12 protein-coding genes are annotated in these 12,863 nt (G+C 31.3%); 11 read left to right on the top strand and 1 reads right to left on the bottom strand.

The window, feature by feature from the left end; genetic code table 11:
- The first annotated feature begins 394 nt into the window (after window positions 1-394).
- A complete protein-coding gene (locus J2W48_RS12900; RefSeq protein WP_310281973.1) occupies window positions 395-1,309 on the top strand; it encodes a GDSL-type esterase/lipase family protein in 915 nt (304 codons plus the stop codon).
- Window positions 1,310-1,483: 174 nt separating this feature from the next.
- Window positions 1,484-1,681, top strand: a complete 198-nt coding sequence (locus J2W48_RS23120; RefSeq protein ID WP_409025178.1) for a T9SS type A sorting domain-containing protein — start codon at window positions 1,484-1,486, stop codon at window positions 1,679-1,681.
- A gap of 318 nt (window positions 1,682-1,999) precedes the next feature.
- Here J2W48_RS23120 and J2W48_RS12890 read toward each other — a convergent pair whose 3' ends face one another.
- Window positions 2,000-2,965 carry a T9SS C-terminal target domain-containing protein gene (locus J2W48_RS12890; RefSeq protein WP_310281969.1) on the bottom strand — a complete coding sequence of 322 codons (966 nt, stop codon included), beginning with the start codon at window positions 2,963-2,965 and terminating at the stop codon, window positions 2,000-2,002.
- A 564-nt stretch (window positions 2,966-3,529) separates the two neighbouring features.
- Here J2W48_RS12890 and J2W48_RS12885 point away from each other — a divergent pair.
- The 9 genes from J2W48_RS12885 (at window position 3,530) to J2W48_RS12845 (ending at window position 12,863) form a co-directional block, all read left to right on the top strand.
- Entirely contained in the window at window positions 3,530-4,156 is a 627-nt protein-coding gene (locus J2W48_RS12885; protein ID WP_310281967.1) for a hypothetical protein, read from the top strand.
- 208 nt (window positions 4,157-4,364) lie between these two features.
- Window positions 4,365-4,784 carry an adenylyltransferase/cytidyltransferase family protein gene (locus J2W48_RS12880; RefSeq protein WP_310281965.1) on the top strand — a complete coding sequence of 140 codons (420 nt, stop codon included), beginning with the start codon at window positions 4,365-4,367 and terminating at the stop codon, window positions 4,782-4,784.
- A gap of 138 nt (window positions 4,785-4,922) precedes the next feature.
- Window positions 4,923-5,873, top strand: a complete 951-nt coding sequence (locus J2W48_RS12875; protein WP_310281963.1) for a GDP-L-fucose synthase family protein — start codon at window positions 4,923-4,925, stop codon at window positions 5,871-5,873.
- 149 nt (window positions 5,874-6,022) lie between these two features.
- Window positions 6,023-7,105 (top strand): GDP-mannose 4,6-dehydratase, encoded by a 1,083-nt coding sequence (gene gmd, locus J2W48_RS12870; protein ID WP_310281960.1) that lies wholly within the window; start codon window positions 6,023-6,025, stop codon window positions 7,103-7,105.
- 143 nt (window positions 7,106-7,248) lie between these two features.
- The gene (locus tag J2W48_RS12865; protein ID WP_310281958.1) at window positions 7,249-8,784 is read left to right on the top strand and encodes an MATE family efflux transporter; all 1,536 of its coding nucleotides are present in this window, start codon (window positions 7,249-7,251) and stop codon (window positions 8,782-8,784) included.
- Window positions 8,785-8,788: 4 nt separating this feature from the next.
- Window positions 8,789-9,646: a polysaccharide pyruvyl transferase family protein gene (locus tag J2W48_RS12860; RefSeq protein WP_310281956.1), complete on the top strand. Its 858-nt coding sequence runs from the start codon at window positions 8,789-8,791 to the stop codon at window positions 9,644-9,646.
- Between the two features lie 10 nt (window positions 9,647-9,656).
- Window positions 9,657-10,826: a glycosyltransferase gene (locus J2W48_RS12855; protein ID WP_310281955.1), complete on the top strand. Its 1,170-nt coding sequence runs from the start codon at window positions 9,657-9,659 to the stop codon at window positions 10,824-10,826.
- A 62-nt stretch (window positions 10,827-10,888) separates the two neighbouring features.
- Window positions 10,889-12,040: a hypothetical protein gene (locus J2W48_RS12850; protein WP_310281953.1), complete on the top strand. Its 1,152-nt coding sequence runs from the start codon at window positions 10,889-10,891 to the stop codon at window positions 12,038-12,040.
- Window positions 12,009-12,863, top strand: coding sequence for a polysaccharide pyruvyl transferase family protein (locus J2W48_RS12845; protein ID WP_310281952.1), 855 nt, complete (start codon window positions 12,009-12,011; stop codon window positions 12,861-12,863). Before J2W48_RS12850 ends, J2W48_RS12845 begins: the two co-directional genes overlap by 32 nt.

The following is a 12,863-nucleotide window of genomic DNA, read 5'->3' as shown; positions in this document are numbered from 1 at the left end:
CTGCAAGATTTTCAAAGTCTTAGAGGTATGAGTTTCCAAAAAATATAATGCCCATAAGGACAAAAAAGACCTTGCAGAAAAACAAACAAAATAATAATTTACAAAACTATTCTGGTTTTTGAATTTTAAAAACCAGAATAGTTTAAAAAAATATAATTATATAAATAATCATTAACAACAAGTTGGTGAAAGAACAGGCAGGTCACCTTGATCTTACTATAAAACGTAACCTTTGAGGCTTTTACGAGAAAGACTTCCTTTTTTTCTGGAAAGCAAAAAAATATTCAATTTTGATTTTGATAACTTTGGCATTTTTTACAACCATAACATGCTCCATTTAATTGAAGGCAAAAATTAATCTACTAATTGATGGTATCGAAATTAATGATATAAAATGAAAGAGTTAAAATCTAAATGTTCTGTTGCGGGAATCGTCTTGTTTGCCTATTTATTGCTTCCGTTGTTTGTATTGGCTCAAAAAAAGAAGGTATCTTGTATAGGGGATAGTATTACCTATGGTTATGATTTTTCTGATCCTTATAATCAAAGTTATCCGGGACAGTTGCGTGCATTGTTGGGTACAACCGATTGGGAAACAGCAAATTTTGGAGATAGTGGACGCTCCATGCTGAAAGGCGGTGGTTATTCTTATTGGGATTCCTCTTTGTACAGGAATGCCCTTGCTTCTAATCCAAATTATGTAATACTCAAATTGGGAACCAACGATTCAAAACGCTGGCTATGGAATTCGTTAGGCGCAGATTATAAAAAAGAGTACAAGGCAATGCTGCAATCGTTTCAAAACTTGCCATCGAAGCCCGAAATATGGATTTGCATGATTATCCCTGGAGAAAATGTGAGTTGGGAGATTTTTAAATCCGATATTAAAGATAAGGTAAATCCAAAAATAAAAGAAATTGCATTGGAAATGGGTTTAAACCTGATTGACCTGTATACTGAGTTGGATATGAATAAGCCTGAATGGTATCTTGCCGACGGCGTGCATCCTTCGGTAACAGGAGCCGGAGTAATTGCCCGGAAAGTCAAGGAGATGCTTCTGATGCCAAAACCTGAGATAAGCTATGCAAACGGAATAATGATATCCCCTGCCGGAGATGACTATCAATGGTATAGAGACGGTGTGCCTATAGCTATGGGAGATGGTGGAAATTTAAAGAAATTAACTATGACTAAAACAGGTGTTTATAAGGTATCAATCAAATTAGCTGCTGGTAACGAAACGCGTATCATATCCAAGGAATTGATCGTATCTGCACTAATGTTAAACGAAAAAATAAATCATAGATAACAGTCAGAGAAACTAAGGTTTTACCCTAATTCTGTTTTTGACGTTGTGAATGTTCATCTCACACAGAATAAATTAATAATATTAAGATTATGAAGAAGTATTTAATGGTATTAATGTTAATAATGATTTCCGGAACGACCGTGAAATCGCAATCAGGAAGCAAGACAAATAGCGTTGTATTCAAATCCATCAACATCAACCTTCAATCTTAAAGTTGAGGATTCCGCCACAATTGATAAAATTTTAATTTTCAATTTATCAGGAAGGCAGGTTGAAGAGATAGAACATTCTGAAATTACAAACCTGATGGCTATTGGATCTTCTCTTAAACCCAATATGTACATTGTTCAGGTTTTTGGAAAGAAGGGGTAAAATCCTTAAAATGATGAAGAAATAAAATACGATTGAGAATTGGCGAAAGTAACATTTTGTACGAAACTTAGATGATAATGAAATAAAATTACAAAATGCAGAGAACAACATTGAAACTTTATTTTTTTTAAGTTATGTTGCCAGTTCGTAATTAGTAGTAACTATTCTAGTTTTAGATTGTTTTAAAACCAGAATAGTTTTTTGTGTTAAAAAAGTCGAAATACTCAGAGCATCAAATACTATTTATTAGTTACAAATTACACCAATTAGCACTAATTTTTGCAAAGTAAGCTAAGCTATTGTAGTGCTATTTGCGAATTATTGACGGAGATAGGAATTCAATATTGGGCTTAAATCAAAATGATGAATTTGCTGAGGAACGTTCAGAACAGGTTTGCGAATCAAAGCCTCGTTTGTTAAATAATAGTGTAAGCCATCAGTTGTGGTAATACCTTCAACCTGAAGAAAAGAAAAAGGAAGCGCAATTCGTCGCTTATTGCCTGATAAAAAAGCTTGGTTATTAAAATCATATAAAAGATATAAAAAGGGTTTTCCTTTTTTTGAATATCCACAAAGTACAATACGTCTTTTTGACTCCAGATAAGTAGCTCCTGTTACCAAACCTTTTGTATTGAATGTTTCTATGAATTTTGCTACATGATTACCGGATTGATTTGGTAAGGCATAAATAGCCGTTTTGGAAGTCTTCCATTGTTTAGTAAACAGATAAATACTGTCATGGGAAACAATAAAAGCTTCACAGTCAAAATTGGTTGTATGTTGTTTTTTTGAATTGTAATCAGTTTGATCTGAATACGAAAATGAAATAGTTTCTATAATCGGATTACCTTCTAAAAATGATTTTTTTTCAATTTTCAAAATATGCAAATCAGCCCTGTTTCCTGTAGCATTATTTCCAAAATCTCCAATATATAGATAAGAACTGTCCTGTGAAATTTCTTCCCAGTCATGATTTTTAACTTTATCCAGTATAATTTTTTTTTGAATTTTACCTAAGGTATCCAGCCCGTAAAGTGTGGTGTCATGATCGTCATTGTGCGTCCATAACAAATTTTCAAACGAAATTAATCCCGAAGTTTCCTTGACAGAATCACTTAATTTAATAGAGTATACGGGTTTTATTTTTAAGTTGTCGTATACGCAGCTTCCATCGTTTATTATGGCGTCCTGATTAAAGTTTTTTGCAAGAGCATCTGTGCAACCGGAAATTTGGCTGTAGGCTGTCGTAATAAAAAAAAACACGCACAATAAATATCCTTTCATATAAAAAATACAATAAACTAAAATTTTAAAAGTTATGTTTTAACGGAAACTTGATTGCAATTTATAAAATAATATGCAAATGAAGGTTAAAATATATTCGGGTGTGATTTTTTAAAGTCAGAATTTTAACATCAAAAAAAATGATAATAATTTTATTTGTACTACAAAAATAAATTTAATTTATTTTTTTTATAAAATTTTAACCAAGAATATAATTCGTATTAAACAGGAACAATTGGTAGTAACATTACTAATTTTTTTTATTAAATTTAGTATTGTTAATGTATTGATTTTGAGTATAATATAAAAAAACATCAAAACATTTACAAATTTTTAATTTTTCTCTACTTCTCTAAAAATTGGGAGTTAGAATAGCGAAGCTGTGTTTAAAGGTGTGAATTTATAGCATAAATTACTTATTAAGTTATTAAATAATAGTGCTTAACAATATTAAAGAAACTTTATCATTAAAAAATACTTTAAATCTTATATGCGAGTCTGTTTTAAAATAAAAACTAACATTTTAAAGTTATTAATAACAACAATCGCTAAAACTATTTACTTATGAAAAAAATGTTTTTTGTACTGTTAATCACGTCCGTGGTGCAAGCACAATATTCCCCTAAGTATGATAAGCTTTTTATGGAAGCTGGAATTGGAATAGCCATACCTTTATCAGGTTATTCGCCTTCTGGTAATAATAGGCCTTTGTCTTTGTTTCATTTTCAGGGAGGATTACGTTACATGTTTAATGAAAATATAGGCGTATTAGGAACTGTATCTTTTGATCAGTTTAATTATGGAAATCAAAAAAATGATCAAAAACTGGCAGGCATAGAGCTCTGTTATAATTTAGGAAATCTTTTAAAATTATCAAGAAATACTGGAGGACAATTTGGATTATTAGTTCATGGCGGAGGTGCGGTTGGTGTGATGTCGAGTCAATATAACAATCGTGATTATATAGCCGCTCTTATGATTGGCGCAAAGCCATATGTAGCCATAAATGATAAAGTTTCTTTTTTTGCTGACTTTACCTATAAAGCTACATTAGAACAAAATCTTTATTTTAACGGATTCCCGACCAAATATCCAGGGCCTGGAGAGATAACAGCTGGTCAGTTAGGCCTCACTTTTGGTTTGATAGTCTCGTTAGGACATAATAAATTTCATGCTGATTCATTTTATTAATTCTAAAAAAAGAAGGAGTTACTATTTATTTTTTATTCTTTGAAATTTTTAATTAAGATTCTACAAGGAAAAAAGAATTAGATAAAACTCATGAAATTTTATTTTACATCTTTAATTACAATTAATAAATATCACATAGGAATTTAAAATATTCTGATTGCCATAATACAACATTTTTACATTTTAGAAAACTTTAAAATAGAAAATCATGAAAATAGGAATTACTTTTAGTGCTTTTGATTTGCTTCATGCAGGACACATCACTATGTTAGAAGAGGCTAAACGTCAGTGTGATTATTTAATTTGTGCATTACAGACAGATCCAACATTAGACCGTCCTGAAAAGAACAGGCCCACTCAAACTGTTGTTGAACGTTATATTCAATTAAAAGGATGTAAGTTCGTAGATGAAATTATTCCCTATGCCACAGAACAGGATTTAGAAGATATTTTGCGATCTTTAAAAATCGATGTTCGTATTATTGGAGATGAATACCGGGAAAAAAACTTTACTGGTCGCGAGTACTGCGAATTGAAAGGAATTGAATTATATTTTAATACCAGAGATCATCGTTTTTCAAGCAGTGGACTTAGAAAAGTAGTAGCTGAAAAAGAAGCATTAAGGTGATCTAAAGTTAATTGATTAATCGGTTATTAATGTTACTAATTTGTTTGTTTGAATAAAGTTTAACCAGGTTAATTATTAGAATAAAGTTACCAGGTAATCAATAAAAAAACAGTTAGTCAATTAATCAAAATTAAAATGATGAAACGTAATACAAAAATATATATCGCAGGTCATCGAGGGATGGTTGGAAGTGCGATTTGGAGGGCACTCGCTGATAAAGGGTTTACCAATATGACAGGGGCTTCCAGTAAGGAAATTGATCTTCGAAATCAACAATCCGTTAGTGATTTTATAGCTAAAGAAAAACCAGACGTTATTATAGATGCAGCCGCAAGAGTGGGTGGGATTTTGGCAAACAATAATTATCCATATCAGTTTATTATGGAGAATATGCAAATCCAGAACAATCTGATCGATTCGGCTTTAAAAAATAATGTCGAGAAGTTTGTTTTTCTGGGAAGTTCTTGCATTTATCCAAAATTAGCACCACAGCCTTTAAAGGAAGAATATTTATTAACCGATACTTTAGAGCCAACTAATGAATGGTATGCAATTGCCAAAATAACCGGTGTAAAAACATGTCAGGCTATTAGAAATCAATATGGAAAAGATTATGTGAGTTTAATGCCTACCAATTTATATGGTTACAACGATAATTTTGATTTAAATACATCTCATGTTTTGCCTGCGATGATTCGAAAATTTCACGAAGCTAAAGAAAATAAAAATGCTCCTGTAACACTTTGGGGAAGCGGAACGCCAATGCGTGAGTTTTTGTTTGTAGATGATATGGCCCAGGCAGTAGTTTTTGCTTTAGAAAATAAATTACCTGAGTATTTGTACAATGTTGGAACTGGTGAAGATTTAACCATTAAACGTTTGGCAGAAACCATTCAGAAAATTACGGGCCATCAGGGAGAAATTATTTGGGACGGCACTAAGCCGGATGGTACTCCAAGAAAATTAATGGATGTTACCAAAATGCATGATTTAGGATGGAAACACAAAATAGAACTGCACGAAGGAATACAAAAAACATACAATTGGTTTTTAGAAAATAATGAAGTTTTCAAGCAGGTAAAAATGTAATAAAAAATAAACTTTTTGAGAAAGTATTAATCACTTAATTGTTTTGGTAAGAATAACTATTAAAAAGATTAATTTTTGCAAGTGACTCTAATAATAATTACCTAACCGAATAAGCAATTTAAACAATTAGCCAGTTAACAAAAAAACATATGAGTACAAAAAAAATAGCCCTTGTAACAGGAATCACTGGTCAGGACGGATCATATTTAGCCGAATTATTATTAGAAAAGGGATATGAGGTACACGGAGTTAAAAGACGTGCATCCTCTTTTAATACACAGCGAATTGATCATATTTACCAGGATCAACACGAGGTTCATGTTAATTTTAAGTTGCATTATGGAGATTTAACTGATTCAACTAATATTATAAGAATAATTCAGGAAGTACAACCTGATGAGATTTATAATTTAGGAGCAATGTCTCATGTAAAAGTGTCGTTTGATTCTCCTGAATACGTGGCGAATGTAGATGGATTAGGAACCTTGAGAGTTTTAGAAGCAGTAAGGATACTGGGTTTAGAGAAAAAAACAAAAGTGTATCAGGCTTCAACTTCAGAGCTTTATGGAGGTTTGGCAGAAAATAAAAATGAAAAAGGGTTTTATGACGAAAACTCGCCATTTTATCCCCGCTCTCCTTACGGCGTTGCCAAAATTTATGGTTTTTGGATAACAAAAAATTACCGGGAAGCATATAATATGTTTGCATGTAATGGTATTTTGTTTAATCATGAGTCTCCAAGACGGGGTGAAACTTTTGTAACGCGAAAAATTAGTATGGCAACTGCTGCTATTGCAAAAGGAAAACAAGATTGTCTTTACCTGGGTAATCTCAACTCACAAAGAGACTGGGGACATGCAAAGGATTATGTAGAAGCTATGTGGAGAATTTTACAACAAGATGAACCTGAAGATTATGTAATAGCCACAGGTGTTACGACTTATATTAGAGATTTTGTGAGGATGTCCTTTGCAGAAATAGGAGTTGAGTTAACTTTTGAAGGAGAAAATGAAAATGAAGTGGCAAAAATAGCAGCATGTAATAATCCGTTATACCAATTAGAAATTGGGAAAGTAGTAGTACGTGTAGATCCGGAATATTACCGTCCTACTGAGGTTGATCTTTTAATAGGCGATCCTACGAAATCCAAAACTAAATTGGGTTGGAAGCCTCAATATGACTTGGCTGCTCTGGTAAAAGAGATGGTAGCAAGCGATTTGAAATTGTTTTAAAAACCAGTAATTGAAAGGCGTAAGTTGTGGAGATCATAAATTTAAAAATTAAAGAAGGAAGATGTATTACAGATGGTTTTATAATGTGGAAATTATTAATTATAAACTAGATATTATTTATAATATCTAATAAAAAGTGTTTAATGAATAGTAATGACAGGATAGTATTTAATACTATAGTTACTTATATTAGTTCAATAATTTCTATTTTCATTTTATTATATGTTACTAGAACTGTCTTAGAAAATTTAGGATCAAAAGATTTTGGTTTAAATAATGTTATTGCAGGTGTTGTTTCCATGCTATCTTTTTTAGGAGCAGCAATGGCAACTTCTACACAACGTTATATATCTCATGCGATAGGAGCTAAACAACAGGACAGAGTCAAAAGTATATATACCAACAGCTTTATAATTCATATTGTTATTGCCATAGCACTTGCAATAATTTTTGAAATAATTGGGTTGTATTTAGTGAACTATAAACTCAATATTGACAGTAATCGATTTTTTGCCGCGAACTGCTTATTACAGTTTACAATAATATCGACTTTTTTTACAATTATAGCAGTTCCCAATGATGCAGCAATTAATGCTAAGGAAAACTTGTCTTTTTTAGCAATATTGGGAATTTTTGAAGTGATTTTGAGATTGATCACAGCGGTATCATTAGCTTTCATTTCATGGGATAAGCTTATTTTTTTTGGTTTCTGTATGATGCTGATATCAATAGTATTAAGGGGAGTGAAATGGTGGCATGTAAAATCACATTATCATGAATTTGAAGTCAATATTAAGAAATATTATAATAAAATCCTTATTAAGGAAATGTATTCATTTGCAGGCTGGAATTTTTTTGGCGCTTTAAGCGTTGTAGGTAAAAATGAAGGATTTGCTATAGCAATAAATATTTTTTTCGGTACGGTAGTAAATGCTGCTTTTGCGGTATCCAATCAGGTGTCAGGACAATTATTGTTTTTTTCAAGGACATTATTAAAAGCAATCAATCCTCAAATAGTAAAAAACGAGGGTGCCGGGGATAGAAGTGCAATGGTAAAACTGGCTTATTCTGCCAGTAAATTTGGTTTTCTTTTGGTGGGTTTTGTAGCAGTTCCTTTCATGTTTGAAATGGAGAACATTTTGGATGTATGGCTAATAAATGTACCAGAGTATTCGACATTATTTTGTCAATTTATGGTGTTAAGTCTATTAATAGGTCAGTTAACGATAGGACTACAGACTGCAGTCCAGGCAACTGGATTTGTAAAGATTTATCAGCTTGTGGTTGGATCTATCCAGCTGTTAAATGTGCCTGTTTACTTTATTCTTTTTTATTTTGGATATCCTCCATATTGGGCAGTTATGGCTTATTGCTTTTTTGAGTTTATGGCATGTGTGGCAAGATTTATTATCTTAAGAAATCTTATTGAAATTAAGCTAATTGATTTTATTAACGATGTTACATTGCCTCAGTTAATCCCTACAATAATAAGTACCGTAGTTTGCATGATTATGGTTAATGTTTTTGATTTTCAGTATAGGTTTATTGTAACCCTTGCAATAGCTATTTCTATATTTATGTTTATCGCTTATAAATTTAGCCTCACAGCGAATGAAAGAAATTATATTAAAAAAACAGTAGATAAGTTAAAAAACAAAATGAAAACTTCATTAAATTAAATTTATGAATTTTATTAAGCTATATTTTTTTTTCAAAGATTCCCTAAAAAAAAAATACCACAGACAAAAGTGGCTAATGTATAATTATGGAGATACCAACAGACGTATAAAAAGAAAAAGAGTTAATGTTTATTACTTTAAGAGAGCAGGTGGAGTTGATAATGTAGGCGATTTACTATCTCTTGTAGTAGTAGATTTCATAAAAAAAAGGAATGGTTTAATAGATAAACCTCTCAATAAAACAGTTCGGTTATTTGCGATAGGATCTATTATGGATTTAGCGAGTTCAGATATGGTAGTTTGGGGAAGTGGGTTAAGAAATAATAATTCATCTCCTCCCAAAGTTAATTTTGATATACGGGCAGTACGTGGACCAAAGACTAGAAATAAATTATTAAATAATGGTTTTTCATGCCCGGAAATTTTTGGAGACCCGGCTTTACTACTGCCTCTATTCTATAATCCTGATATTGAAAAAAAGAATGACTACATAATCATTCCCCATTATTCCAAAGAATTGAGAGTTCCTCAAAAATATAAGAACCACATGGTAAGCACAATTACTTCTGATTGGAAAGGTTTTGTAGATGAAATTTTGGCTTCAAATTATGTAATAACGGGTTCATTGCATGGTTTAATTATTGCCGAAGCATATGGTATACCAGCAGTTTTGTTATCGTCTGATATTGATAACGATTTATTTAAGTATGAAGATTATTATCATAGTACAAATAGAATTAATTTTAAAGTTGGAAACTCATTGGAAGAAGTACTTAGCAATCGTATTTATAATACCCCAATTGAAAATTTAAAAGAACTACAAGATAATTTAATATCATCTTTCCCTGTAGATTTATGGTAAAATGAAAATTATGACAGAAGAACCCATATTATTTATTACAAGACATGATCCTTCACAATCTGGAGGTGGGTGCTACGCTACAAGAGCCTATTTAGAAGCATTGATTGAGTTATATCCTCAAAGGGTATGCCTGTTTGTTGGATCCTCATTTAATGAATATAAGATACATGGGTATGAAAATTTGCGCGAAATTATTAGAATTCCGGGAAGAAGTCTTTTACAATTTGCCAGAGGTATGATTAAAAATAGCTATACAAAGTTTGAGGATGCATTGGAAAAATGGTTAAAGAATAATAGACCGGAATTTGCAATTTTAGATGGAGGAATAATTGGAGGTTCATATGTTAAATGTTTGAAAGGATGTCAAGCAAAGGTCTATACTATTCATCATAATCAGGAAGTAGAATACAATAGGGATAATAAAACTATGGATACTTTAAGAGGTAAGTACATGGGGTGGGTAAAAGCTGTAGAAAAAAAAGCGTACTTATTATCAGACAAAAATCTTTTTATAACTAATGCAGATCTTCAGGCGTTTGAAATGGTGTATGGAAGCTCTGAAGGTAACTATACCTTAGGTTGCTTCGAGTTTTTTTCTGAAACTCCAGTTAAACATAAAGTTAGTATTTCTGAGAATTTAGAAAGAGACCTAAAACTTGTTGTGAGTGGAAGTTTGGAGGCAATCCAATCCACAGAAGGTATTTATTGGTTCATAAATAATATATATACCAAATTAAAAACCAAAGCTCCCCACATGAAATTGACTTTAACAGGCAGGAATCCTGGAGATGAGCTCATAGCTTTATGCAAGGAAAAAGAAATTGACATTATACCTTCACCTGATGACATTTTACTGATTTTATCACAAAACCATATCTACCTATGTCCGGTTAAACTAGGAGGTGGACTAAAGTTGAGAATAATGGATGCAATGAAAGTCGGATTACCTTGTTTAATACAAGAACGATCTTTGAGAGGGTATGAAGAGATGACTAAAACAGGATTTGTATCTAGTTTTAAAGACGAAAACGACTTTATAAAGCAATTTGAAAAACTCCTGGAAAAGATGAAAAGTAATTCCAGTTTTTCTGAAATAATAATTAGTGAATATCAAAAACATTTCTCATTTGCATCAGGAATTTTAAAGTTAAAAAGCATTATCGAAAATGGATTGGCTTAGTTCAGCGTTAAAGTCAATTGTATCGTGTTAATAGCAAAATTTGACAGAAACAAAATTAGTATATGCATCATATCAAAAAGTTTAAGTTTTATTATTTACTAGGGATTATTTTCTTTTTAGCTAGTTTTCGTGGAGATCCCGGTTCTGGTGAAGCCTTAACATATAAAGTTCCTGTTTATATAGCATTTGTTCAAAAAATTTCTATTTATGTAGTAATTCTAATAATGACAGCTTCATTATTTTTTTATAACACTAAGATTAAATTTCAAAACAATTATAACGATGCACTATACTTTTTTATCTTTTTTATAATATTAATATTAAGCGGTGATAAAGAGATTGATGAATTGTTTTACAGACTTATATTTTCTACAATAACTTTTTTATACTTTTTAAAAGTTGTTTCAAGGTTAGAGTTGAGGTATGTTGTTTTATTCGTATCATTATCTTCCTTTGCATTTAGTTTCGTCAATTTTTTGTCTTATTTTTTATTTCCTGAAACCATTTGGAATGGTAGGCTTTTTGGGGTAACCAGTCATCCTAATTTTACAGGTGTTGCCGCTTGTATTTCTTCCATCTTTTCTTTTTATTTTTTAATGAATGTTAGATGGAAATTTAAATATTATTATTTGTTTATGTTATGTATAGGAATTTCTGTTTGTATATTCTCAGGTTCCAGGAATTCAATAATCTCGTTTATCCTCTCCATTTTTGTCTATTTATTTATTAAAACTAAAGGGTTTGCACCAAAGGTTTTGCTGATATTAAGTTCTATATTATTTATACTATTATTATTAAATATAAACTTTTCAATGTCTAGTATAGATTACGAAGGCAGAGGTAATACAAGAGAAGAAACATGGAAAATAATGTTTGATGCAGCTTTAGATTTACCAATATTAGGTAATGGTAAAAGCGGATCATCATCAAATAGCTACTTGTTTGCAATAATATCTTCAGGAATGATAGGTTTTTTGTTTTTGATGAGAAGTATAGTAGGATATATACAAAGGCTGGTTACAAATAGTACAAAAAATAATAGGTATGTGATATTATTTTCTATGATAAGCGCATCATTATTTTTTGCAGCCCTTTTTGAAGGTTTTTTATTAGACCAGGTGAGCCTTCCTGTATTTACATATTGGCTGCTTTTAGTTGTTAAAACAGATTATATTGTTAAAGATGAAAAAAGATTTTTTAAAATGGGGTATTAGACTCGCCCGACCATGGTTTATATTCGGTTCATTAACCAGGCCTGTAATTCCATATCATGTAAACCTTATGTTTTTTGATGAAAAATTAGGACCAGATAAGCAACCTAATGTAGGCGACCTGTTATCTAAAGTAATTTTTGATTATTTACTAAAACACAAGGGGATAAAATCTTTACGTAGTCATCAAACATATAGAGTAAGCTTTTTGGGTTCAGTAATTCAATTTCTGACTGGTGACGCGATTGTATATGGTAGTGGTTTTCTTTATGAAAGTGTAGTTTCAAAATTTGCCTTAGAAAATGTAAAACTTGACATTAGGGCTGTACGGGGACCTAATACTAAACGTATGTTAGAAAGTATAGGGCATGTTGTGCCAGAAGTTTTTGGCGATCCTGCAATCTTATTGCCAATGTTTTACCAGCCTAAAATAGCTGCTGTAAAAAAAGATTATATAGTTATACCTCATTGGAAAAAAATACAGGATTATGATTTAAATAAATATCCCGTTTTGTCAACACTAACTAGTGACTGGGAATATTTTATTGATGAAATTGTTTCTTCGAAGTTAGTTGTGAGTGCATCATTACACGGCGTCATTATAGCAGAATCGTATGGCATACCGGCAATTCTGTTAGGGGATACAGAAAAAAATGACCTGTTTAAATATGAGGATTATTATTTAAGTACAGGCAGAACAAATTTTATGATAGCTAAAGATGTTGAGGAAGCATTAAAATTAGAAACTCAGGAAGTACCTGACATTAGAAAAATGCAACAGCAGTTTCTGGATGCATTTCCTCTTGATATTTTTAAAAATAAATAA

Origin of the sequence: Flavobacterium piscis (assembly GCF_031457575.1) — a bacterium.
Lineage (GTDB): Bacteria > Bacteroidota > Bacteroidia > Flavobacteriales > Flavobacteriaceae > Flavobacterium > Flavobacterium piscis_A.
This window is presented reverse-complemented; position numbering and strand designations above follow the sequence as displayed.